This window comes from Vibrio variabilis (assembly GCF_003263785.1).
Taxonomy (GTDB): domain Bacteria; phylum Pseudomonadota; class Gammaproteobacteria; order Enterobacterales; family Vibrionaceae; genus Vibrio; species Vibrio variabilis.
In genome coordinates this window covers 15,837-39,310 of sequence record NZ_JYJK01000105.1, presented here as the reverse complement: position 1 = coordinate 39,310, position 23,474 = coordinate 15,837, and the positions used below count along the sequence as shown (strand labels likewise).

Annotated in this window: 18 protein-coding genes and 7 pseudogenes; 17 read left to right on the top strand and 8 right to left on the bottom strand. The window is 46.9% G+C overall.

Annotated features, from left to right (window positions below; translation table 11 throughout):
• Positions 1-57: 57 nt before the first annotated feature.
• Positions 58-432, bottom strand: a complete 375-nt coding sequence (locus tag TZ48_RS19020; RefSeq protein WP_112480284.1) for a hypothetical protein — start codon at positions 430-432, stop codon at positions 58-60.
• 222 nt (positions 433-654) lie between these two features.
• On the opposite strand from TZ48_RS19020, the gene TZ48_RS19015 reads away from it, so the two are divergent.
• The gene (locus TZ48_RS19015; RefSeq protein ID WP_112480283.1) at positions 655-1,227 is read left to right on the top strand and encodes a dioxygenase family protein; all 573 of its coding nucleotides are present in this window, start codon (positions 655-657) and stop codon (positions 1,225-1,227) included.
• A 105-nt stretch (positions 1,228-1,332) separates the two neighbouring features.
• On the opposite strand, the gene TZ48_RS19010 is transcribed toward TZ48_RS19015, so the two are convergent.
• From TZ48_RS19010 to TZ48_RS19000, 3 genes are all read right to left on the bottom strand, one after another.
• Positions 1,333-1,941 carry a DUF6198 family protein gene (locus TZ48_RS19010; RefSeq protein WP_112480282.1) on the bottom strand — a complete coding sequence of 203 codons (609 nt, stop codon included), beginning with the start codon at positions 1,939-1,941 and terminating at the stop codon, positions 1,333-1,335.
• Positions 1,942-2,125: 184 nt separating this feature from the next.
• Positions 2,126-2,869 (bottom strand): VP0952 family biofilm-associated protein, encoded by a 744-nt coding sequence (locus tag TZ48_RS19005; RefSeq protein ID WP_112480281.1) that lies wholly within the window; start codon positions 2,867-2,869, stop codon positions 2,126-2,128.
• Between the two features lie 54 nt (positions 2,870-2,923).
• Positions 2,924-4,453, bottom strand: a complete 1,530-nt coding sequence (locus TZ48_RS19000; protein ID WP_112480280.1) for a hypothetical protein — start codon at positions 4,451-4,453, stop codon at positions 2,924-2,926.
• Between the two features lie 359 nt (positions 4,454-4,812).
• Between TZ48_RS19000 and TZ48_RS18995 the strand changes: the two genes are divergently transcribed.
• From TZ48_RS18995 to TZ48_RS25450, 12 genes and pseudogenes are all read left to right on the top strand, one after another.
• The gene (locus TZ48_RS18995) at positions 4,813-5,394 is read left to right on the top strand and encodes an acyl carrier protein phosphodiesterase (RefSeq protein WP_112480279.1); all 582 of its coding nucleotides are present in this window, start codon (positions 4,813-4,815) and stop codon (positions 5,392-5,394) included.
• An 81-nt stretch (positions 5,395-5,475) separates the two neighbouring features.
• A pseudogene (locus TZ48_RS18990) lies at positions 5,476-6,766 on the top strand (DEAD/DEAH box helicase).
• Between the two features lie 208 nt (positions 6,767-6,974).
• A pseudogene (locus TZ48_RS18985) lies at positions 6,975-7,911 on the top strand (universal stress protein).
• 142 nt (positions 7,912-8,053) lie between these two features.
• Positions 8,054-8,248, top strand: coding sequence for a bromodomain-containing protein (locus TZ48_RS24480; RefSeq protein WP_162674662.1), 195 nt, complete (start codon positions 8,054-8,056; stop codon positions 8,246-8,248).
• Positions 8,249-8,457: 209 nt separating this feature from the next.
• Positions 8,458-11,021 (top strand): annotated as a pseudogene (gene mbhE / locus TZ48_RS25455) (hydrogen gas-evolving membrane-bound hydrogenase subunit E).
• Positions 11,021-11,376 (top strand): annotated as a pseudogene (locus tag TZ48_RS18965) (Na+/H+ antiporter subunit C). Before mbhE ends, TZ48_RS18965 begins: the two co-directional pseudogenes overlap by 1 nt.
• Positions 11,373-12,863, top strand: coding sequence for a proton-conducting transporter transmembrane domain-containing protein (locus TZ48_RS18960; protein WP_112480276.1), 1,491 nt, complete (start codon positions 11,373-11,375; stop codon positions 12,861-12,863). Before TZ48_RS18965 ends, TZ48_RS18960 begins: the two are co-directional and overlap by 4 nt.
• Positions 12,864-12,865: 2 nt before the next feature.
• Positions 12,866-13,342: a Na+/H+ antiporter subunit E gene (locus TZ48_RS18955; protein WP_112480275.1), complete on the top strand. Its 477-nt coding sequence runs from the start codon at positions 12,866-12,868 to the stop codon at positions 13,340-13,342.
• A 10-nt stretch (positions 13,343-13,352) separates the two neighbouring features.
• A complete protein-coding gene (locus tag TZ48_RS18950; protein WP_112480306.1) occupies positions 13,353-13,619 on the top strand; it encodes a monovalent cation/H+ antiporter complex subunit F in 267 nt (88 codons plus the stop codon).
• Positions 13,619-13,990 carry a monovalent cation/H(+) antiporter subunit G gene (gene mnhG / locus TZ48_RS18945; protein ID WP_112480274.1) on the top strand — a complete coding sequence of 124 codons (372 nt, stop codon included), beginning with the start codon at positions 13,619-13,621 and terminating at the stop codon, positions 13,988-13,990. The genes TZ48_RS18950 and mnhG overlap by 1 nt, the downstream gene beginning before the upstream one ends.
• Before the next feature lie 107 nt (positions 13,991-14,097).
• On the top strand, positions 14,098-14,673 hold the full coding sequence (locus tag TZ48_RS18940; protein ID WP_239670975.1) for a nitroreductase family protein: 576 nt from the start codon (positions 14,098-14,100) through the stop codon (positions 14,671-14,673).
• A gap of 44 nt (positions 14,674-14,717) precedes the next feature.
• Positions 14,718-14,876 carry a hypothetical protein gene (locus tag TZ48_RS25450; protein WP_239670974.1) on the top strand — a complete coding sequence of 53 codons (159 nt, stop codon included), beginning with the start codon at positions 14,718-14,720 and terminating at the stop codon, positions 14,874-14,876.
• A 102-nt stretch (positions 14,877-14,978) separates the two neighbouring features.
• On the opposite strand, the pseudogene yjeH reads toward TZ48_RS25450, so the two are convergent.
• The 4 genes and pseudogenes from yjeH to TZ48_RS18920 all read right to left on the bottom strand — a co-directional run bounded on the left by yjeH (position 14,979) and on the right by TZ48_RS18920 (position 18,349).
• Positions 14,979-16,216 (bottom strand): annotated as a pseudogene (gene yjeH, locus TZ48_RS18935) (L-methionine/branched-chain amino acid transporter).
• A gap of 119 nt (positions 16,217-16,335) precedes the next feature.
• Positions 16,336-16,677, bottom strand: a complete 342-nt coding sequence (locus TZ48_RS18930; RefSeq protein ID WP_112480273.1) for a c-type cytochrome — start codon at positions 16,675-16,677, stop codon at positions 16,336-16,338.
• A gap of 141 nt (positions 16,678-16,818) precedes the next feature.
• Positions 16,819-17,820, bottom strand: a pseudogene (ltaE, locus tag TZ48_RS18925) (low-specificity L-threonine aldolase).
• Between the two features lie 10 nt (positions 17,821-17,830).
• Positions 17,831-18,349 (bottom strand): NUDIX hydrolase, encoded by a 519-nt coding sequence (locus TZ48_RS18920; protein ID WP_112480272.1) that lies wholly within the window; start codon positions 18,347-18,349, stop codon positions 17,831-17,833.
• Between the two features lie 193 nt (positions 18,350-18,542).
• Between TZ48_RS18920 and TZ48_RS18915 the strand changes: the two genes are divergently transcribed.
• From TZ48_RS18915 to viaA, 4 genes and pseudogenes are all read left to right on the top strand, one after another.
• On the top strand, positions 18,543-19,730 hold the full coding sequence (locus TZ48_RS18915) for a vWA domain-containing protein (RefSeq protein ID WP_239670972.1): 1,188 nt from the start codon (positions 18,543-18,545) through the stop codon (positions 19,728-19,730).
• 29 nt (positions 19,731-19,759) lie between these two features.
• A complete protein-coding gene (locus tag TZ48_RS25440; protein WP_239670971.1) occupies positions 19,760-20,035 on the top strand; it encodes a hypothetical protein in 276 nt (91 codons plus the stop codon).
• Between the two features lie 226 nt (positions 20,036-20,261).
• Positions 20,262-21,868 (top strand): annotated as a pseudogene (locus TZ48_RS18910) (ATPase RavA domain-containing protein).
• A gap of 57 nt (positions 21,869-21,925) precedes the next feature.
• The gene (gene viaA, locus TZ48_RS18905; RefSeq protein WP_112480271.1) at positions 21,926-23,371 is read left to right on the top strand and encodes an ATPase RavA stimulator ViaA; all 1,446 of its coding nucleotides are present in this window, start codon (positions 21,926-21,928) and stop codon (positions 23,369-23,371) included.
• Positions 23,372-23,474: the final 103 nt, after the last annotated feature.

Below are 23,474 nucleotides of genomic sequence, written 5' to 3'. Positions count from 1 at the left end.
GATTGCTATAGAGATGCCGCCTCACGAAAGTATGGTTCCGTCAGGCGGTTTTTTTGATTAAGACGTCTCTTTCATCGCAGATACAACAGACGGATCGTTCAGCAGGTTAAACAGCAAGCTTTTCGCTGATGAGCGTTGAGAGTCAGACAGTTTCTTATTCGGATTCTCACGCGTTTGAGTCAGGATGTTTTTAACAAATCGGCTGTTGGTACCCGACAGCTCATATACAAAGCGCAAGGTATTCATTAGTTCATCTTGAGGCAGGCTGTACACGGCCATCTCACAGCTAAGACCATCCATAGCGAGTAGGTTATTCACGACCTCGCGTCGCTCAGCATTAAACTTTTCTTTGGCAATGTGGCCGTCGATCAACGCCTGTACTCGGTCTGCAATTGCGACTGGCACTTCCATGGTTTTTGTTTCGTAAGTCATCGCTGAATCTACTCCTTCGACTGGGATGTTTTACTCGGCTCCTACCTTCATTTTGAATTGTAGGGGCTGCCGTCAATTCTGTTCATAATGACAGAAAAACATTTTGATTAGTAGGGTAACTCTGGTCAGACGATTTACTTGGTAGTTTCTTGTTCGATTTTGTACTAGCGAGGGTGACCTTTGCGTACCACACTCTAAATATTCCCAAACGAGAGTGTAGTTATGCAGCGAAGACAATTTTTAGCTCTGTGCTCGGCATTTGTTGCCTGGCCGGTATTGGCAAACACTAAGCTGAAGAAAACACCAGGGCAGGCAGAAGGGCCTTTCTATCCGGTTACATCCATTCCACTACGAGCGAATTTAATCATCGATGAATCTAATCTCATTGGAGAACCTATGACTCTAGTGACTCGTGTTGTGGATAGTAACGCTAAGCCGCTTAATGGGGTGCGTGTGGAGATATGGCAATGTGATGGTCAAGGTGTGTATGAACATCCGAGGCAACCCAATGCGGAGCGTTTTGACTCGAGTTTTGCAGGCTTTGCTGCGCTTGAGTCAGATGCTCAGGGACAGTGCCGGTTTCAAACCCTTTATCCCGTTCCATACACAGGGAGACCACCTCACATTCATGTGAAGTTATGGCGGGGCCAGCGAGAAATTCTAACGACTCAGCTTTACTTGAAAGGTGAGACAGGCAATGAGTGGTGGGGAGGAAGTGAACGTGATTGGCTGCAAATGGATGTAGCGACAGACGGAGCAGGAAACCGAATGACGCAGTTTCAGTTTGTTGTTTAAGAGAGTGTTCACGGTATGTACTTGCTGCATTAACCAAAAAGGCAAGACATCATGTGTCTTGCCTTTGGAGTCATTGCACGAAGTTGTGTTTATCTGACGCACAGCTTAAGCGTTGTTTTGAATCGGCTGATAGCGTCCTGGTTTGTGGTTCATCGCCAAAATAAGGTTGGTGGCAATGGCGCCTAGTATGGAGAGTCCAATTAGGTAGATATCGACGACAAAGAGTGACAGAACGACGATTGAACAATCTAAGCCCATTTGCACCTTACCAGCACGGATCCCGAATCGCTCCTGCAGAAACAGCGCTAGAATATTGAATCCGCCTAAGCTCATCTTGTGTCTAAAAATTACCAACATGCCCATGCCAATCAGTCCACCACCCAGTAGCGCCGCGTAAATCGGTTCGATGTGAGAAATCTGAATAACGTGATGCAAATGATCCACTGCAAAAGAGACGATACTTACTGCAATGAACGTGTTTATCGTGAATTGCCAACCCATACGAGTGACCGACAAAATGTAAAATGGCAGGTTAAGTGCAAAGAAAACCTGACCAAAACTCAACGTCGTGATTTTGGTGATAAACAGGGCTAAACCAGCAGTGCCACCAGTCAGGAGGCCAACTTGGTTGAAGAAGATTACGCCAAGAGACACCAAAGCGCTACCAAGCGTGAGGGCGAGCAAATTCTCGCGCAGGCTATGATCTTTATCCATAAAGAAAATTCCAATTTCAAAAACGCCAAAAATAGCGTGTTACAACAAGTGATTTGCCGCGATGTTAGCTTTGTATGGATACTTATGTCGATAATGTAGTGAATTTTTCGATTTTTATTGAGTGTTTAGTCAGATTTACACATGGGTCGCAATGCGTGCGAATGGAGCGGAGTTGACGGAGCTTTTAGCTCCTTCTCGCTTCCAGTTCCATACTGCGAAGAATGTAATCTGTCATCCAAGCGGTGGCGAGTAGACACATCCATACGACAATAACTTGATGAGGGACTTCAACTCGTGACCATACGACTAGAGTCGCAAAACCTACCGCTGGCACTGTCCAATAGATGAGCTTGTTCCAACGAAACCCTTTAAGCTCAGACAAGCTTTCAAGTGAAGCAATAATGCCTGTAATAGAAAGCGCGACGACAATGGTATACGCCTGATCCGTAAACCACAGCGGTAAGATAAGCGCCAGTACCCACCAATTTTGTTTACGAGACGTGTTTTTGCGCCTTGCTGCCCACCAAATAACGCAAATTGAAATCATCTGAACTAGGGTAACGAGTGGCGAACCATCTATTGTACCAAGCATCTGACTCACCATGATGCCAGCTTGTAAAGCACTGACTATCGCAGCGGTAATGATTCTGACATTACGATTGCTACGCTTTGAGAATGCCACAAAAAGTAAAGGGAACAGAGTCCACTGAGTTACAGAAAGAGAGATGGATTGATGGGGCAGAGTGAGTCCGTAGCATAGCATACCCGCAAGCAATACCAGCCCGCTGGCTCCTTTGCGCGGTAGCACCCATAGAGCAGGAATGGCTAACGCCAAAACGGAGATATCACCGTCGCTCACGCCAATCGCCTTGGCACACGTGATAGCCAACAAAGTTGTAATGACAAAATGCAAACTAGAAATCATCATAACCCTCTCAACTTTAGAACCCAACCAAAGGAGTTGGGTTCTAAATATTAATTGTTAGATCGAGAGCGCTGAGTACAGCACTCCAAGCGTACCGAGAGTGAAGATAAGCAATACGATCTTGCTCGACATTTCACCGTTGTTCTCTGTCGCTTTACCAAATAGGCCGAACACTAACGGGTGCACCAAGAATGGTGTGGCGAAGATAAAGGTGATCATGCTTGCCGCACTATCGCCAAACATTCCACCTTGCGTTGCTGCGAATAAGCCGAAGTGAGACAGACCCGAAGCCGCTGCCATCGATGCGTGCTCAATAGGCATACCTGCGAAGTGGAGAATCGTGAAGCTGCCGAATACCGCCACAATTTGCCAGCCAAACGAGAACTGCATCAGTCCTTTCACTTCAACTGCGTGGTCGCCATTGGCTTTGCGGAGGTTCTGGGTCGCAAGGTAAACACAAGCCAAGCCAGCAATCACAAGAGGCATAGTCCAACCAACAAGCAACGCGCCACGCTCAGCACTCGCTGCAAGAATAGTAAATACAAAGATATGACCAAGGAATGGAATATTGATCATGATTGGCGCACGCGCTGCCGCCGTGTAGCCAAAGTCACCCGCTGTACATGCACCCGTTAAGCCTGAGTGTGACAAGCCGCCTGCCATCCCCGGAGCTAGGTTACGAACATGGTTCGCTTTAGCTAGGAAGATAAGAATAGTCAGACCACCGAACATCCAGAACATTTGTCCCGCAAAGCCATAAACGATCACGCTTTGTAGACCTGGAATACTGAACGCCTCTAGCATGTGTGAGCCACCAACCAAGAAGGTACCGGTTAGTAGCACTGGAATGCCTGCGAACAGTAGTGAGTTCAGTGTAGGACCTGCTTTCCACTTTGGTAACAGCATGCCTAGACCTGAAGAGATGATCATCGCAAAGAAGATCTGCGGAAGACCAATGATGCTAGCCACAAGGTGAGAAAGTCTTAGCGACAACATCATGATGATGACGATAGTTAGAATTTCAACCACACCTTTGAATAGGTAGGTGCGCATCTTTGCGACTTCTTTTTTGCTGTCGACAAAGATGATAGCAATGCCAATACAAAGGTAAGCCATCGCCAAATACGAGTCACCCATTGGGTTGATGCCACTTCGGCCTGTCAGTAGTGCTGAGATCATTTCGATACCCATGAGCAACACAAACGCTCGAATGATGTATACGAATTGTGTACTTGTCGTGCCAAAGAACACTTCATTCTTCGCAGGCACCGCCAGCACGTCTACATGACCTGTTTGTTTTGAGAGTAGGCGACGGATTTCTTGTCCACCAACAAAGAACGTCGCGATCAGCGCAATCACTGTCGTTTGACTCAAGAGAACGATAGCGGGGAACTCTTGAAGCCCCGGTTGAGCAAGCCCAGTTTTCACAAACAAGGTACCCATAAGTAGACCAAGTACAACAATGACGAGAACCGCCGAGTACTTAGTATTTGCGACAATGGTTCTTGACAGCAGAACCATGATGACCACAGCCACCATTGAAAACAATAAATGATTAAACGAAATCAGATACGAAAAGTGTTCCATTAATTACACCAGAGAAGTCAGTGAAAGCTGCAATATTAGTGAGCTTTAAATTTATGGCGGGGATCCTATAAGAATTTATTAGGACGATGTACTTCAAAAATGTAACGGCTGAAACATTTCATCATACAAATGATTTTTAGTTGATTGATGTATCTAACTAATGGTTTGCTGTATTCTATAAAAGTTCTTAAATAACAACTGGTTAATAAGTTTTGGTGTTTTTGTTCTTTCGGAAAACTTCAGTTTTTTCGAGGTTTTTGCTCGATATAAAGGTTGAATCTATAAGTTGGCAGTCTGCTGAGTTTGACGTCTCTGAATTAGCCACTCAAAATAAAGCAAAGCCAAAAAATTAGGGTGCTATGAACTTTCTCGCTCATTTACATATTGCCGAACATTGTGACAGTAGTTTACTGGGAAACTTGTTGGGGGATTTTGTCAAAGGTGATCCAACTAAGATCTATCAACAGGAAATTGCTGAAGGCATCATGCTACATCGATTCGTCGATTCCTATACCGACAAACACCCTATTATGAAGCAGTGCAAAACCTTATTTGATGCCGAGCTAAAGCGCTTTTCGCCTATCGCGATGGATATGTTTTGGGATCATTGTCTTGCGAAACATTGGACAAGTTTTCATTCGCACTCTCTTGCGCAGTTTGTCGATCATGCAGAGCTGACCATTAAGCAGACCTCAGCCCCATTACCAGAGCGATTTGTTCGTATGAGCACCCATATGTGGCAAGGGCGCTGGCTTGAGTCGTATCAAGATTTCGATAACATTAAGTTTGCCCTTGAGAGGATGTCTCTGCGAAGCATGCGCATGGCACCGCTGGCAGAGTGTGGCGAACAGTTGGAGGAAAACTATAAAGAGTTTTCGGCGTTTTTCAGTCAGTTGTATCCAGAGGTGTTAGAAAAAGCAAAACAGCAGGCTAATCAGTAGAGTCGATAAGAATAGCATTAACCTAACGCTCGGTTTCTGGTACACTCGCGACCCTTTTGAATACATCCTGTTGGCGACGTTATGACAGACAAGACTTTACTCGAACCTGCCAGTGAGCAGTCCACCTTTGATGCCTTTGCATTGAGCGACACGCTGAAGCAAAACCTTGCTGATCTTAATTACACCTCGCCGACACCGATTCAGGAAAAAGCCATTCCTTTTGTCTTGGATGGCAAAGATATTCTTGCCGGTGCGCAAACAGGCACAGGTAAAACCGCCGCATTTGGTTTGCCACTGATTCAGAAACTGCTCGATGATCCAAAGCCAAGAGAGGCGGACAGTAAAGTCATTCGCGCTCTTATTCTCACTCCAACGCGTGAGCTCGCGCAGCAAGTGTTTGATAGCTTAGTTCAATACACACAATCGACTGAGCTTAAAGTCGTTGTCGCGTATGGCGGAACCAGTATCGGCGTGCAAACGAAGAACTTGCGAGGCGGTGCGGATATCCTAGTGGCAACACCTGGTCGTCTCCTTGACCACCAACATACACGCAATCTAACACTTGCTGAGTGTGAGTACTTGGTGCTGGATGAAGCAGATCGTATGTTGGACATGGGCTTTATGCCGGATTTGAACCGCATCTTGAAGCGTCTGCCAAAAGAGCGTCAAAACATGATGTTCTCGGCAACGTTCGAGCAGCGTATTAAAACTCTCGCACATCGCATTATGGATCAACCCGTAGAAGTGCAGGTGACGCCAGCAAATTCGACGGCAGATACTGTTAAGCAAATGGTTTACCCAGTCGATAAAAAGCGTAAGCATGAACTACTTGCCTACTTAATTGGTTCACGCAATTGGCAGCAAGTTCTTGTCTTTACTAAAACTAAGCAGGGCAGCGATGCACTGGCGAAAGAGCTGAAGCTCGATGGTATTAAAGCGGTATCGATTAATGGTGATAAAAGCCAAGGCGCCCGCCAAAAAGCCTCGATGATTTTAAATCGGGCGCAGTTCGCGCATTGATTGCAACCGATGTTGCTGCCCGTGGCCTAGATATCCAACAGCTGGAACAAGTCGTGAACTATGACTTGCCGTACAAGGCAGAAGACTATATTCACCGCATTGGGCGTACTGGTCGAGCAGGTAAAGCGGGACTTGCGGTATCTCTAATGAGCCACGACGAGCAGTATCTCTTAGAAGCTATTGAACGTTTGCTGGACTCGCGTTTGCCCCAAGAGTGGCTTGCGGGATTCGAGCCAAGCCCAGAATCGGAAATTGAACCGATCGTGCGCCACGCAGACGCAGTCGAGGTGCCGACAAACGTAAGATGAAAGCTAAGCTGAAGATCCATGCGGGACGGGGTAAGAAACGCTAGGTTTTGTTAACATCTACCGAAAAGACAGGCTTTTGAGTCTGTCTTTTCTTTTATCTGGCGCGTGTTTTATAAATTATGCCGTTTGATTTTTCGCCAATAATCAGGTTGTTAATGATAATAGCTCTCATTTGTTAATTGTTGGTTACAATTGTTAACTAGCCATTGAGGGGTAGGGCTGATTACTATTTCTCCAACCAAGGAGGAATGTATGAGACGCTTTGAGAACATACTTTTTGCAACCCAAGGTTTACCCGGCCATAGTGACGCGTTGTCGCAAGCGTTATTGTTAGCGGCCAATAACAAGGTTCCAGTTAAGGGCTTAATCGCGAGTCCCACCTTTCCAGACGAGCTTGTAGAGTATCAACATGCCTACGAAAGCTCTCTTCAAGATTCGTTGCACCAGAGTGTGGTAAAAAACGCGTGCAGAGCAAAATATCGCTGACCATGAGGTGTCGTTTCCCATTGAGGTTCAAAGTAGCGAGCAACCAGCGGTGTGTATTATTCGTCACGTGCTCAATCACCACAACGATCTAGTTATCAAAGAAGCGGAACCTGTCTCAGAAGATGGTGATGGCTTTAAAGCGATCGATATGACGCTTCTTCGAAAGTGTCCTAGTCCGGTTTGGCTTCATAAACCCACCTCTAAACCTAAGAACAAGCGTCGCGTTGCAGTGGCGATTGATCCCGCAACCTCTACCAATGAGCAGCACGCGCTCGCTCTAAGGTTGCTTGAGCTATCTCGCTCCATTGCCGATAGCTGCGACAGTCGTCTACACGTCATTTCTTGTTGGCAACACTATATGGAGAATTATCTTGATAGAAATATCTGGATAAAGATCGAGCATGAAGATGTGGCGAAGGAGGTGGAAAGTGAGCGAGTGCGTCATCAAGAAGCCCTAAATGCCCTTATTGATGAGTCACAAATCCATGGTGATACCGTCATTCATCATTTACACGGCAAAGCAGACGATCTGCTTCCAAAATGCGTACAAGAACAAGATATTGACGTTCTTGTCATGGGAACCGTTGCTAGAACCGGTATATCGGGTTTCGTGATTGGCAACACGGCAGAGAACGTGTTGCAGTCTATCAACTGTTCACTGGTTGCACTAAAACCGGCAGGGTTCAAAACGCCGATTGAATGAACGATACCAACGACATCTGAAAACAGGAAAACAACCAAGTAAAGAACAGGCTCACTTAACAAAAATAATAGAGCCAATATGCGCAGTGGAAAGTGTTTAGTCACGTAAACAAACGAATTGTGAGCGATCACAGGAGGATGTTATGAAGCACCATTGTCCACTTTGCCAGACCGAGCTTGTAGAACGTCATCAAACCCATGTTTGTCCGCGCAACGACATTGGCGATTGTCGCTACGACGCCATTGAATTGCTGAATCAGCAATCTGAGTCCATCAACGCCATGGTCGCACATCATCCAGACTCCATTCCTTCACAGGCCTCTGAAAGGGTGCTTTAGCACCTCTATTCAATACGTCCAATTATACAGTTTGCACAGAGGTGAGTGTGCCAAGATAGGCTCGCTCACCTCATGCTTACTTGACTGGAAGAGGGGGTAACTCGCTAATGATGGTAAACGGATTAAACAGAGCACAGATTAAACAGTCGTCAAAGCAAAATCATATGCTGTGGTTGTTTGCTGCTTTGCCTGCTGCGCTGTTTGCCGTTATTACCCATTGGTATCACCCATCTGGTGTGACTTGGCATCTCGCTTGGGTGCCCAGCCTAGGTATCGATTTAAGTTTTCGATTGAGTGGTCTTTCTTATCTGTTTGCTGCCATGATCACCGGTGTTGGTGTGATGGTGCAGCTTTATGCCATCGCATACCTAAAGGGGTACCCGGATAGAGGCCTGTTTCACACTTACTTAACGCTTTTTATGTTGGCTATGCTGGGTGTTGTGGTGAGCGACAACATCTTGCTGCTGTTTGTTTTCTGGGAATTAACCACACTGACGTCTTATCTGTTGATTGGCTTTAATCACGACAAAAGCCAGTCTCGAACAAACGCTTTACAGTCACTCATGGTCACGGGGCGGGCGGATTAGCACTGTTGGCCGGTCTCATTCTGTTGGGAGAGGCCGCAGGCAGTTATCAACTGAGCGTCATTATCGATAATCAGCAGAGCATTGCACAAAATTCCTCTTTCATGGCCTCAATGATATTGGTGCTCATCGGTGCGTTTACTAAGTCTGCTCAGTTTCCGTTCCACTTTTGGCTACCCAATGCGATGGCTGCGCCAACACCAGTGAGCGCGTATTTGCACTCTTCAACCATGGTTAAAGCTGGTGTGTTTTTACTTGCGCTGCTTTCGCCCATCTACGCTCAATCCGATGTCTGGTTTTACACGCTCATCACAGTCGGCGGTTTTACGGCACTTTGGTGTGCATTACTAGCGATTAAGCAGACAGACCTAAAGTTGATGCTGGCCTACAGCACCAATGTGATACTCGGAATGTTGGTGCTGCTGATTGGTATTGGTAGTGAGTTAGCGTTGGTGTCAGCGCTGTTATTGATCATTGCCCACGCCTTTTACAAGGCGGCACTGTTTATGGTGGTGGGAAACATTGATAAAGCAACCGGTACACGGGATATTCGCGTGCTGCGTGGTTTGAGCGGTGTTCTAGTGCTCTCTTTGATCGTCGCTATCGTCGCAGCGCTTTCAAAATCTGGGGTTCCACCTTTATGGGGTTCCTCAGTAAAGAATACATGTATAAGGCGCTACTTGAAGCCAATACTTACGTGCTTGTCTTACTGTTGGTGGTCAATGCGCTCATGGTGTCACTGGCGCTGTCTCTAATATTAAAACCGTTTCTATCTAAGGCTGGTGCAAATCATAAACATGCAAAACCTATAGAACACAACGTCATGCTTTGGATACCACCAGCACTACTGGCGTTAGGTAGCCTTGTTGTTCCCGTACTCGCCCTAAGTTGGCTCAATGAGAATATTGTTACACCGGGAGTGAACACGGTCGCGCCTCAAGTCGTCGCGCAAGATGTCAAGCTGTGGCAGGGAGTGAATCTGCCACTTGTGCTCAGTGGTATTACTTTGGCGCTTGGCGTGCTGTTTTATAAGTTGTCGGCCACTTATCACGATTGGTGGGGGAAGACGTCATTCAAACTGCCTGTGGCTGACGATATGTTCTATAAGGTCATGGCTGGCTTGGTTTCTGTGGCGAAATGGCAAACGCAGCGATTACAACATACACGCCTGGGTGGCTATGCACTGACGTCATTTTTGGTTTTGGCGTTGCTACTGTTATCTCAACTCTCAATTGAAAACCTCCACTGGCCAACGGTAGCTGCACAGTTCACCTCGCTTGAAGCGGTGATTGCTCTTGTGATGATGGCTTCAGTTGGGCTTTGCATCGTGGCGACATCAAGCTACTCGCCGTCGCTGCATTAGGGGTGATAGGTTTTATGTCGACTCTAGTCTTTATGCTTTACAGCGCACCAGACGTAGCAAAAACCTTACTTTTGGTTGAAACCTTGCTGGTGGTGTTTGTCGCACTGCTTATAAGGCACATGCCTATGTTTTCGACCGTCCCAAAACACAGCAGTAAACGCAGAGCGGTTCATGCGATTGTCGCTATTGTTATTGGTGCTTCAGTCACAGCGCTTCTCATTACCATCACAGCACAACCCATTGATTTTACGTTATCCAACTTCTTCGCAGAGCAGAGTGTTCCGGGCGGTCATGGGCGCAATATTGTGAATGTGATTCTGGTGGACTTCCGAGCGTTCGATACCTTTGGCGAAGTTGTGGTGGTGGTGATTGCGGGCATCTCTGCAGTGAGTCTGCTTAATACTGGCGCTCATAAGCAAAATCGCATCCATTCACTGATCTTCGCGACAACGGCGCACATAGTTGCTGCCTTGATGTTGGTGTTCTCGCTCTACTTATTGCTAAGAGGTCATAACTCTCCGGGCGGTGGCTTTATCGGCGCACTGATCGCTGTTATTGGCCTATCACTTCTAATGTTTGCTGAGTCCCCACGCTACGTCCGCGAGCGGCTTTACTACTCACCCTTTGGCATTGCGATGTTTGGTATTGCCTGAGTGCGGTATCGGGTGTCGTTAGCTTGCTGCTAGGGCTGCCTTATCTCACTGGATTATGGTGGAAAGAGGTGCTGCCACTCGGAACGCCACTTGTGTTTGATGTAGGGATCTATTTGGCGATCATCGGTGGTGTGATGGGGATGTTACTTCATGTCAATGAGGAGCTCGACTAATGGAAATATTATGGAGTACGGTGATTGGCGTGTTTGTTGCGGCGGGCGTTTACTTGATGCTTGAGCGCCACTTTCTTCGGGTGATTTTTGGCCTGATACTGTTGAGCAACGCGGTCAATCTTGCCATCTTTACTAGCGGACGCCTTGGATCTGGCCCTGCTCCCTTGATTGCTGCTGATAAGGTGCTGCCTCCTGAGGGTTTCGTAAATCCGTTACCACAAGCTCTGGTACTCACGGCCATTGTGATCGGCTTTGGTCTGCTTGTCTTTGCACTACTCCTTTTTCTACCGCGCCTACCAAGAAACGGGGAAGTGCCGACATTGAGTCGCTCACGCGCTCAGAGGAGGAGTCATGACCGAGCTCGTATTGACCTTACCTGTGGTGGTGTCACTGCTCACTGCAGTATTCGTGTTTTTTGTTCGAAGCTGTTCATCGTGGGTCGATAGGATTAGTGGCATCAGTGCGGTAGCGACCGTATTGGTCAGCATTGGTCTGTTAGTCGTTATCGTGAATTATGGACCGCAAGCGGTGGCCTTTGGCCAATGGGCGGCGCCATTTGGGATCGTGTTTGTAGCGGATTACTTGAGCGCTGCCATGGTGCTTGTCACTGCTATTATCGGCGGCGTGTGCGTGTTTTACGCAATGGCAGACCTTGCTGATAAGCCATCATATGGCGTTTACCATGCTCTAATACATGTCCTGCTCGCTGGTGTTTATGGCGCGTTTTTAACAGGCGATATCTTCAACCTCTACGTTTGGTTCGAGGTGATGCTGATTGCGTCGTTTGGCTTGATGGTACTTGATGCAGGGCGCGTTCAAGTTGATGGTGCGGTCAAATATGTAGTATTAAACCTTATCTCAACGCTGGTGTTTTTGCTGGCAATCGGGCTTCTTTATGGCGCCACCGGTACCTTGAACTTGGCTGATCTTCATGCCAAGGCAGGTTTGATTCCAACAGACACTAAAGTACTGCTCGCGCTTCTTTTCTTATTCGCTTTTGCCATTAAATCGGCTTTGTTCCCGCTTTTCTCATGGCTTCCTGCGTCATACCACACCTTGCCGAGTGCGGTGGTGGCACTGTTTGCTGGCTTGCTCACCAAAGTGGGTGTCTACGCGTTAATTAGAATGTTTACTTTGGTCTTCCCGTTAACCGAGAGCGGTTGGCAGCCGGTTTTGCTCTGGGTTGCAGGTTTGACGATGCTAACGGGTGTATTGGGGGCAGCAGCTCAGTTTGATATCAAGCGAATACTCTCTTTTCACATCATTAGCCAGATTGGCTACATGATCATGGGGCTAGCGATTTACACACCTTTGGCCTTGGCAGGCGCGATTTTTTATATCGTCCATCACATAATCGTCAAAGCAAACCTGTTTCTCATTGGAGGGTTTGTTGAGCGCCGCTATGGCTCGAGTCATTTGTCCAGGCTTGGCGGGGTCTACAAATCTATGCCGTTTTTGGCCTTTCTGTTCATCATACCTGCGTTTTCGCTTGCCGGGTTTCCACCACTGTCTGGATTTTGGGGTAAGTTCTTGGTGATCAAAGACAGCTTGCAGACCGAGCACTATGTGCTGGCAGCAACGGCACTAGTGGTTGGGCTGCTGACGATTTTTTCGATGACCAAGATTTGGAGTGAGGCGTTTTGGAAGCCAGAGCCTTCAGACAGTGAGGTGACGGTGCTACCTAGCTTGGTTCAGCGACTTTACTACGTGCCAATAGTGATATTGACTTCGACAAGCTTGATCATTGGTTTTGCCGCAGAGCCTTTGTTTCAGTTTGCGATGGGGGCGGCGAATCAGCTTCTGGTACCTGAAGCGTATGTTCGCGCGGTGTTAGGAGGGTGATGATGCGTTATTTTCTACTTAATTTATTCCTAGCGCTGGCCTGGATGCTGATAAACGGCAGTTATACGGGCAGCAGTTTTGTGATCGGTTTTGTCGTTGGTTACTTTGCACTTCGCCTGAGCCAACCTTTTGGGTTGAAAGCCAGCTACTTTCGTCGTTTAGCTGCGTCGGTGGCGCTGCTTGCCTACTTCATCTACGAGATGATGATTTCGGTGGTTCGGGTAATGTGGGATGTCATTACACCGACGCATTTGAGTCAGCCCGACATCGTTTATGTCCCGCTCGATGCCAAGACAGACATAGAAATAACCCTTCTCGCTAATATGGTTTCGCTCACACCGGGTAGCCTGTGCCTAGATGTCACACCAGATAAGAAACACTTGGTGGTTCACGCCATGTTTGCACCAGATCACCAAGATGTCATTACAAGCATCAAGCAAGGGATGGAAAGACGTATATTGGAGGTGACACGTGGATAGTGGGGTTCAAATGAGTATTCAGTTTGCCTACGTAGGCTTGTTGGTAAGCTTGGTCTTGGCTTTTGTGAGATTGGCCAAAGGCCCAACGTTGGCTGATAGAGTTGTCGCACTGGACTTGATAGCGTTTATTACCATAGGTTTCATCGCCATTGTCACTTTGGATACGCAGCAAAAGTCCTTACTCGATATTGCTATAACGCTCGGCTTGGTGGCGTTTCTCGGCACCATTGCGTTTGCGAGACTGATAGTGAAGGACAAGAAAGCGGGAGGTGCGTAATGAGTGTTATGGTTGCCGTTTTACTTGTGTTCGGCACGCTGCTGATTTTAATCGCCAGTATCGGCGTGGTGCGAATGCCCGATCTGTATACGCGAATGCACGCTGCGACCAAGGCGGGCACGGTAGGGCTTGCTGCTCTGCTATTTGCGGTCGCACTGACGATTCATGACCTCACCGTGTTATCGCGAGTGGTGGGTACTTTGGTGTTTATCTTATTAACGGCTCCGGTTGCCGCGCATTTGCTGGGTAAGAGCATGCAGGCTAGAGGTTATCAGATCTGGCGTAACCCTAGAGCTGGTGAAGTCAAAGTAGAGGATAATGATAAAACGACGTTGGATAACGAAGCGGACGCAAAATCCTCAGTGCGTTAAATTGTGGATATTTGAACCCTACCACTGTTCGTGGTTTGAACTCTTATTGATAAATGATCTATGCTGCTGATTCCTAAAACAATGAAGATAAAACACGGAGCCAAAGCATGGATGTTTTTGACGTTCTTCACCAACACCGTTCTATTCGCCAATATCACGATGATCCTATCGCCCCAGAGCTGCTGGATGAAATTCTCCAAGCTGGCGTGCGCGCTTCATCCTCCGGCAATATGCAGTCTTACTCGATAATCGTGACCCAAGATAAAGCACGAAGAGAGGCTTTGTATGAGCCACACATGAACCAAAACATGGTGGTCGATGCACCTGTGCTTCTCACGTTCTGCGCTGATTTTCGCAGAATGCGCAAGTGGTTAGAGCAAAGTGATGCACCGTTGAACTTTGATAACTTTATGAGTTTCATGATTGCCGCCATCGATGCCACCTTGGTGTCACAAAATGTCGCTATCGCAGCAGAGGCAAAAGGCTTGGGGCTTTGCTACATGGGCTCAACGCTTGCCAACTGCGACAAGATTGGCGAAATTCTAAAACTTCCAGAGGGCGTGGTTCCCGTCGTTGGTTATTCATTAGGTTATCCTGCTGAAAACCCAGAAATTCGCGATCGTTTACCGATGGATGGTCTAGTACATCATGAGGTGTACCAAGATCAGGACGATGCACGATAGAAGCTATATACAAACAGCGGGAAACGGACGGTTGGGCGCGTTATATGTCTTACCCAGACCTGAAGCAGATGATCGAAGAGTCCGACGTTGAGAACCTTGCGCAGGTGTACACAAAACTCAAGTACACCCGACAGTCACATGTGGACTTTTCAAAAAGCGTCTTGAGTTACCTTGAGAAGCAAGGATTTATGAATCATGACTAACAACAGTAACCAGTTAATCTAAATCTTTTACTGCAATTATGCGGCTTTTCGTTAAGCCGCATATTTCCCTTCCTCATTCAGCATTCAGCATTCAGCACTCAGCTAAGTTTTTAATTTTCCTACCAAGACCCACAGCAGTGCCAGCATCGCAATGGCGTACAACATGGCTAAACCAATTGAAAATAGCACGACGACGCATAAAGCCAGTGAAAGCACGGCGAGCTTTTGACGCCCCCTGTCAGCAGTCGAACAGCACTCCACATCGCGAATAGATAAATAACAACAAAGATACCATTCGCTAGGGTTAGGAAGACATCAATATCAATCCCAGACCAATAACCAAAGACACATGACACGGTGAGCGTTGCACCAACGATCAGCGTTGCGGCTGTTGGTACACCTTTGATGGAGACACGCGCTGCAGCGCTGTTAGGACGATACTCACGGGCGAGTGACCAAATCATTCGAGACAAGCTTTGTGTGTAGAGGTTGATGGTCGCAAAACAGGCTAAAAAGCCAACAATACTGATTATCCATTTCGCTTGAGTGCCAAAAAGCTGCTCAGCAATAAATGGCACAGAAGCAGTATTCAGCGCTTGTGTACCAAAAGCATGATGCTCAAGAACCACTACAGAGAATGCATAGTAAACCGCTCCCGCTAACAGGCAGCCAACCAATATGGCAATAGGGTAGTCACGCTCTGGGCGTTTAAACTCTTCCCCCATATGAGCAAAGGCTTCGATACCGACAAAACACCAGAACATGACAGCGATAGCTTGAGTGATAGGCGCTATTTCGATGGAAGATGCGGTTGAGGGTAGAAAGTCGGCGCTATTGATGTCGCTACTGGCTACGAAGCTAACCACCAAAAGAATAATACCGATGGCAATAAAGGTCTGAAGACGGCTAGACGACTTGCTGCCAGAAAAGTTGACTACCATAAGCAGCGCAACCACAAAAAGCTGTGAAGCGATAGGGTGAGAGAAGAAGCTGGGTAAAAACTGCTGAGCAAAACCGCCAGCAATGGCAATAGCTGCAGGCACACCGACAGGAATCACGCTGATAAACAGCAGCGCTATCGCTTTTTCCAGCCTAGAGCCAAAAGCTTGTCGAACGAAAAACGATGCGCCGCCAGCGTTCGGATAACGCTTGCCCAAAGAGGCAAATGTAATGGCTATCGGACAGATAGCAATAAGCAGTGCGCACCACGCCCAAAGAATTTGTTCACCCGCTATGCTTGCAGCAATGGCGGGTACCATAAACAGACCGGTGCCCAGTAAGGTAGTGGACATCTGTCCTATGCCGCCTAGCAGCGTAATTTCTTGTTTTAATTGCGACATATCTGAGATTTTATGGTTGAGTATGGATGACTGAATGACGCTCTAGCTTATTACTCACTAACAAAGTTAACAACTTATTCGTTGTTCATGTCGAGCACACATCGCTCTGTCCAGCGTTACTATTTTGATGAATAGAACGCAGCCACGTCACGTAAGTCCTGCTCTGTTAAGTTTTGCAATTGCGCTTTCATTAACGCGGCCATCGCGCCAGAGCGCTCATCATTTAAGTAGGCATTCATCGCATTAAACAAATACAAAGGATCTTGGCCGTTTAGATTAGGGTAGCTAGCTTGGCTAGGCGCTCCGTTTGGGTTATGGCAAAACACACAGCTAGGCGCTTTCATCTCGCCAAGTTTGGCATCACCAAAGGGTGTTGTGCTCTCTTGAGAAGCGAGTGCTGGAGCACTACCTAGCGCCAGAGAGAATGTGAGGCCAGTAATAACTTTGGAAAAAATGTTCATAACGACTCATAAAAGACTTAACTTAGGCAACAAGATAAACCTTGCCCCTAGGTCAAGATCAAGCATCTCAGGCATAAATGCGAGGTAGATCAGTATATTGGGCTAGCCTTAATTTGCGGTATAAAACTAGCCGAAATTAAGTTAGACCAACGTTGAAAGCTTCTCTAGCAATACATCAATATCTTGGCTAGAAATGTCTTTATGCGTTACAAATCGAACCGGGTTGCTTGGTGAAATCGTAATGTCTTGCTGCGCTAGTTCTTTAGCGATCGCATCAATGTCCACGGATTCGGCTAGCTTAGCAAATACGATGTTGGTCTGAACAAACTCAGTGTTCACACTGAATCCCGGGATGGCATTTAAGCCTCAGCAAGCTTTTTGGCATTGCTATGGTCTGTGGCGAGCTGAGACACTTGTTCGGTCAATGCTAGCTTACCTGCTGCCGCCAAAATACCCGCTTGACGCATGCCGCCACCAACCATTTTACGTAGACGTCTTGCACGTTCGATAAAGCTTTGGAGCCAAGAAGCAAAGAGCCAATAGGGGCGCTAAGCCTTTGGACAGGCAGATGGTCATCGAGTCAAAATGCTTGGCGATTTCAATCACATCCACGTCCAATGCAACCGCTGCGTTGTAGACACGAGCGCCGTCAAGGTGCAGGTTCAGACCGTGCTCATCAACGAACTCTCTCGCCTCAGCAAGATAGGAGAGGGGCAGCACTTTGCCATTGATGGTGTTTTCAAGGCTGAGCAGCTTAGTGCGCGCAAAATGACTGTCGTCAGGCTTAATCGCAGCCTTAAGCTTACCAAAATCCAATGTGCCATCTGGGTTGTTTTCAATTGGTTGAGGTTGAATTGAGCCAAGCACTGCGGCGCCACCGGCTTCGTACTTATAGTTGTGTGCTTGCTGGCCACAAAGATATTCGTCACCGCGTTGACAGTGCGCCATCAACCCAAGAAGGTTTGCTTGCGTGCCTGAGGTTGTAAACATCGCAGCTTCAAACCCGTGACGTTCTGCAGCCCAGGCTTCGAGTTCATTTACCGTTGGGTCATCGCCGTACACATCATCGCCGACGGGCGCATTAGCCATCGCGTCGCGCATTGCTTGGGTAGGTTTGGTGACCGTGTCTGAGCGAAAGTCCATTGAATATCTCCTAAATGTAACCACATAGCGAGGCTTTGCTTAAGCACGCTATGGTTTTGGCGTCGGTAATCGTACCGTCGATGATGTGTTGTTGTAGTTGTTTTAGTGACATTGTCACAAGTTCAATGACTTCATCGTCATCACACTGATACTTATCGCTGGGAGCAAGCTCCTTGGCGATAAACAGATGCTGAATCTCGTCACAAAAGCCGGCTAATGGCGTCACTTGCCCAAGAGAAATCATCGTCTTGGCAGCATAGCTTGTTTCTTCAATCAATTCTCTGTGAGCGCATTGTGTAGGATCTTCACCTAGCTCCATCGTGCCCGCGGGCAGTTCCAGTAGCCATTTTTTCAACGATGGACGGTATTGATTGAGCAATAACAGCTCTCCACTCTCAGTTACAGGGAGTATTACCGCAGCGCCCGGATGTTTAATCGTGGTGTGAGTAATGGTTTGCTGGTTGGGTAGGGTGACTTGCTCCTCAATGAGTGAAATCGACTTCCATTGGTGAAGGGTTTTGTGAGTCATAAAGCTTCCGTGACTTCGATGTTGAACGCTTAATATGAGCATACAAACTATCAAATGTCGATGGGCAAACTGACAGGAGTATTGGGTTTTGGAAGCGTATCGAAAATGAAATCTCTGATTGCTCCACTATTTTGATTCAGTAAGTTTCTGTATATCAGAGTGTTCGAGCGGTTTTAGTCGAGGTAAGACAGGCGTGTTAGGGGCAGACGGGTTGAATTTGGCATTGATGGTGGCAGAGTCGGGCATGATCGATTCCGCTGTCCGTGAAATCATGCAGCACACAGAACTCATGGGACTTGGAAACGAAGACAGCGTCAAACAAAGCCTGACTGCGTCTGTGGCGAAGTGGACGCACAGTGTCAAACGCAAGCTCATTAAAACCCAGCAAACTGACTCCATCCAAGCTGAGCTGAACCTTTATCAACATGCTGTGTACCTTACTGAATCTGAGTTTGAGCAAAGCGTTGAAGACATAATTGAAAAGCTTCCACAGGATTCACAATTCCGCGATAAAGCCTATCAGCTTGTAGCCTCTAAACATACTTACCCAAGCTCTCTATTCGCCCGTCAGTTCTGCATGCAATGGTATGAGAGTATAAAAAGCGCGGTGGAAGACAAGCAGCAAGTGACGCTGGATCAGCAGAAATCTCGCTTCTTAAAGCAGCTTTACCAACGTATCGATACCCTCAAAGATATGGAAAACCTGACCCAGTCTGGCGAAAATGCGCAGCTCGGCCGATTGTGGGATTTGGCAGGCGCAGAGCTAACCAAACAAGACTGGAAGTCAATTGAACAGACGGCAGACTACCTTGCGAAACACAGTGAACTCAGTGCGATTGCGGATAAATTGGGGCGAATGGCGGAAGAAGTGGATGCGCCTGAACTCAACCGAGTTGAAAGCCATGATGATGTTGTCGTTGAGGAAAAATCAGACTTTGCCACGGACGACATAGTAGGCATTCATGCTAGCAACGACATCAATAAACTGCTGCCGAATGAAACCATGTATCTTGCCTATCCTGAGCTTGAAACGGTGTTCTATCAGCACTTGGTGGAAAAGCGCCTATTGACTTATAAGGCGGAAGGGAAGCAGAGGACTATCCGACAATTACACGCGCCCACACAGTCTGATGGAGAAGCGACCAAAGAGAAAGGGCCGATGCTTATCGCGGTTGATGTGTCTGGCTCAATGCAAGGGGCACCAGAGAAATCTGCGAAGGCAATGGCCTACGCATTGATGAAAATGGCAGCAGAGCAGCAGCGTGATTGCCATGTCATTTTGTTCTCATCCACCTTCATTACTTATGATTTGTCTGGCGCTAAGGGGCTTAAGGAAGCGTGCGATTTTCTATCCTATACCTTTAAGGGGGGACTGATTTAAGCAAGGTACTCAATTATGCTGTCGACATCATGCAGGGTGAGCAATATAAAAATGCAGATCTGCTTGTGATCTCCGATTTCATTGCGCCTAAACAAGAGCAAGAGACGATGGAGAGCATGCTATCTCTGAAAGGACGCTACAACCGTTTCCACTCTTTGTGCCTGTCTAAGTATGGCAATCCAGAGGTACTATCACTGTTTGATAGCCAATGGCGTTACCACCCGAGTCTTATGGGTAAAATTGTCAAAAAGCCAACCATGGGTTTTCATCGCGCTAAACAAGCTTTCTCTCATACTTTTGGCTAATATCGACGGCCTGGATTGCCGTTGAATTTGCCATAATCTAAATAAAATCAACATGATAAAAGTGAGTTATGAGATCAGGATTAAAAACCCACCCTTCGAAAGATCTTGTAACAAAATGATAACAATTGTATAAATTTACTATGCATTCTAATTTTGTGCTCTGAGGTATTGGCATGATTAAGCCACTGTAGTTTCACACGCTGACAAAGCGTTACTTTCAGAACGAATCAATAAACTCGCCTCAGCACTCTCTGATGGTGTATATGAGCGTGAAGAGACCATCAAACTCTGCCTATTAGCTGCCTTGGCTGGAGAGAGTGTTTTCCTGTTGGGACCTCCGGGAATCGCAAAGAGTTTGATCGCCAAACGCCTTATCCAAGCCTTTGATAATAGCAGCTACTTTGAGTACTTAATGACACGCTTCTCGACACCAGAAGAAGTGTTCGGTCCACTGAGTATTCAAGAGCTAAAAGACAACGGTCGCTATTTACGACTCACTGAGGGTTACCTACCAACCGCGCAGGTGGTGTTTTTAGATGAGATTTGGAAAGCAGGTCCTGCAATTTTGAATACGCTACTCACTGTCGTGAATGAAAAGACGTTTAAAAACGGTAGCGATATTGAAAAAGTGCCGATGCGTCTATTGGTGTCTGCTTCCAACGAATTGCCAGATGAAGACAGCGGACTAGAGGCTCTTTACGACCGTATGTTGGTGCGCATTTTCGTTAACCGAATCCAAAACAAACAAAACTTCAAATCCATGCTGACGGTTGGCACATCGGAAGAAGCCAAAATTCCGGAAGGCCTCGCCATTACAGATGATGAATACCATCAATGGCAGCGAGAGCTCAACGACGTCAAGCTTAGTGATGATGTTTTTGAAAAGCTCTACCAACTCAAAACCATGCTCGAAGCCGCAGCGGAAGAGCATCGCTCAACCTTGTCGGAGGCCGATCTCTATGTATCCGACCGACGCTGGAAAAAATCCGTTAAATTGCTCAAGGCGAGCGCGTTCTTTAATGGCCGCGACAGTGTTAACCCACTAGATTTACTCTTGCTCCAAGATTGCCTATGGAATAGCCCTGAGTCACTGGAGATAGTGCGCACCGTTATCAAAGAATTCGCTCTGAACCATGCCTTTGACCAACAAGAAGTCTTCCAACAAATTGAAGAAGGCAAAGAACAACTGGCCGACATTCAAGATGAAATTGAAGCCGAGTTTGCCATGCCGCTGTCAATGGAAGCAGGTTCTGGACTGCTTCGTAAAGATGTCTACCAATACGACATCAGTAATGCGAAATCATACAAAGTCGGTGCCGCCACTGACTTGGTGAAGTTGGTGTTGCTTCAAAGCAATATGTCGGTGTCGGAGAGTGAAAAAGGCGACAGCCGCTGGGTCTATATTGCCAAAGATGAGCTCAGCCGAGCGATCAAAGAAGGGGGAGTGAAGTCTATGGCTATGTTAACCAAAACACCCACCTTTGCCGCTTAAGACTCGACATCAATGCGTCCAGTCATTTGGTGATTAAAGACATCGCCAACCGCTCTGTTTTGGCTACCTTGGTCACAACAAATGGTCTTGATGAAGCCATGCTTCAAGAGTGGGTAACGAAGTCTGAGCAGGTACTGGTTCAAATTAAACACGCTGAGCATCACCTTCGCTCGGTGCGGTCTAAGTTTCATGGTGCGCTGCCTCATGGCTTTATTCAGCCCGACATTCCAACGGAAATGGAAGTCAGTATTCAAAATGTGACACAAACACTCGAGTCAACCAGCGCGGAAGCTGAAAAAGCAGTTGCTCGAATTAAGGGACTAGAAACCTTTTTTGCTTAAAAAGGCGTGACAACGCCATGGAAGTTTTAAGGGTGAATATATCGAACGGAGGCAGTGATGCTGGGAGCAGATGGATTAAACCTTGCGTTGATGGTCGCCGAATCAGGGCTGATTGATTCGGCGGTGAATGACTTAATGGCGCGTTCGCAAGTACTGGCGATAAGTGAAAATCGCGGTATGCGCAGTTCAGTCAAAAATCATCTGCTCAAATGGCGTGGTTCGGTGAAAAAACGCATGACACGTGTTTGTGAAACCGAACGCTTTCAACAAGAGCTTGCCTTGTATCAAGAAGTGATTCATTGGGATGAGGCGACATTCTTCGAGCGCATTCCTAGCGTTGTCAAAAAATTAGAGTGGCACTCTGCATTTTATCTTCAAGCCAGAAGACTTCTGGAGAAAAATAAGTCCGTTAATAACCCCATGTTCCCACGTTACTTTTGTGATCTCTGGTACAAGAGCCTTGCCGATGCCATCAAACAGGCCGAAGTTTCAGAACTTGAGGCCAGTAAAGAGAAGTTCTTGGCCGATTTATACCAACGGATGGAAACAATCAAGGATATGGATACAGTCACCCAGCAGGGCGATGAAGCGACCATGGGACGGCTGTGGGACATGGCTGCCGCTAAGCTGACTAAAACCGACTTAAAAACCATGCATAGCCATGCGGAGTTTCTTAAAAAGAATGGCGCATTGAAGCAAATCGCAGAACAACTTGGTCGCATGGCGAGCGAGCAAGATGATCCTGAGCTCAACAAAGCACAGGCAGACAATGTGGAAATGATCGAAGAGCAAAGTGATGAAGCAACCGATGATATTGTTGGTATTCACGAATCAGACGATCTCAATAAACTACTTCCTAATGAAACCATGTTCCTTGCTTATCCAGAGCTAGAAGTTGTGTTCTACAAACACTTGGCCGACAAGCGTTTGATGAACTACAAAACACAAGGCAAATCGAGAACACTGAAGAAAGTTCGTACTACTGCCCCCGACAACAGTAAAGTCGAGCTTGAGAAAGGCCCATTCATTGTTTGTATTGACGCATCGGGTTCGATGAGCGGTTTTCCAGAGCAGTGCGCAAAGGCCATGGCTTATGCACTAATGCAAATTGCCTTGGCAGAAGAGAGGGAGTGCTACGTTATCTTGTTCTCAACCACCCATATCACCTATGAACTTACTAAACAGGATGGTCTTCGTGAGGCGGCAGACTTTCTTAGCTATTCCTTTCATGGTGGCACCGATCTCGAACCTGTTTTAGAAAAATCAATCGATTTGATGCAGGGTGATACCTATAAAAACGCCGACATGGTGGTGATTTCGGATTTCATTGCACCAGAACAGTCGCAAGAGCTTATAGAAAAAGTTGATGAGCTTAAATCACGCAAGAACCGATTTCACGCAATCAACCTGTCAAAATATGGTAATCCGTCACTGATGAGCATGTTTGACCACTGTTGGTCGTATCATCCAACTTTGGTAGGGCGCTTGATGAAGAAGTGGTAGGAGTTTAATTGGCGGATATTTGATGTTTTCGCTGAATTGTCCATCACATTGATGCTAAAGTCAGCGAACAAACATTTTTTTTGATTTATTGTTTGACTAATTT

Bases quoted from the DNA above. Each gene is read 5' to 3' on its own strand.
- TZ48_RS24480 (WP_162674662.1), top strand. From the start codon at position 8,054: ATGAAGCACCATTGTCCACTTTGCCAGACCGAGCTTGTAGAACGTCAT.
- mnhG (WP_112480274.1), top strand. From the start codon at position 13,619: ATGAGTGTTATGGTTGCCGTTTTACTTGTGTTCGGCACGCTGCTGATT.
- TZ48_RS19020 (WP_112480284.1), bottom strand. From the start codon at position 432: ATGACTTACGAAACAAAAACCATGGAAGTGCCAGTCGCAATTGCAGAC.
- TZ48_RS18960 (WP_112480276.1), top strand. From the start codon at position 11,373: ATGACCGAGCTCGTATTGACCTTACCTGTGGTGGTGTCACTGCTCACT.
- TZ48_RS19010 (WP_112480282.1), bottom strand. From the start codon at position 1,941: ATGGATAAAGATCATAGCCTGCGCGAGAATTTGCTCGCCCTCACGCTT.
- TZ48_RS18940 (WP_239670975.1), top strand. From the start codon at position 14,098: ATGGATGTTTTTGACGTTCTTCACCAACACCGTTCTATTCGCCAATAT.
- viaA (WP_112480271.1), top strand. From the start codon at position 21,926: ATGCTGGGAGCAGATGGATTAAACCTTGCGTTGATGGTCGCCGAATCA.
- TZ48_RS18920 (WP_112480272.1), bottom strand. From the start codon at position 18,349: ATGACTCACAAAACCCTTCACCAATGGAAGTCGATTTCACTCATTGAG.
- TZ48_RS25450 (WP_239670974.1), top strand. From the start codon at position 14,718: ATGTCTTACCCAGACCTGAAGCAGATGATCGAAGAGTCCGACGTTGAG.
- TZ48_RS18930 (WP_112480273.1), bottom strand. From the start codon at position 16,677: ATGAACATTTTTTCCAAAGTTATTACTGGCCTCACATTCTCTCTGGCG.
- TZ48_RS18950 (WP_112480306.1), top strand. From the start codon at position 13,353: ATGAGTATTCAGTTTGCCTACGTAGGCTTGTTGGTAAGCTTGGTCTTG.
- TZ48_RS19000 (WP_112480280.1), bottom strand. From the start codon at position 4,453: ATGGAACACTTTTCGTATCTGATTTCGTTTAATCATTTATTGTTTTCA.
- TZ48_RS18955 (WP_112480275.1), top strand. From the start codon at position 12,866: ATGCGTTATTTTCTACTTAATTTATTCCTAGCGCTGGCCTGGATGCTG.
- TZ48_RS25440 (WP_239670971.1), top strand. From the start codon at position 19,760: ATGCAGGGTGAGCAATATAAAAATGCAGATCTGCTTGTGATCTCCGAT.
- TZ48_RS19005 (WP_112480281.1), bottom strand. From the start codon at position 2,869: ATGATGATTTCTAGTTTGCATTTTGTCATTACAACTTTGTTGGCTATC.
- TZ48_RS19015 (WP_112480283.1), top strand. From the start codon at position 655: ATGCAGCGAAGACAATTTTTAGCTCTGTGCTCGGCATTTGTTGCCTGG.
- TZ48_RS18995 (WP_112480279.1), top strand. From the start codon at position 4,813: ATGAACTTTCTCGCTCATTTACATATTGCCGAACATTGTGACAGTAGT.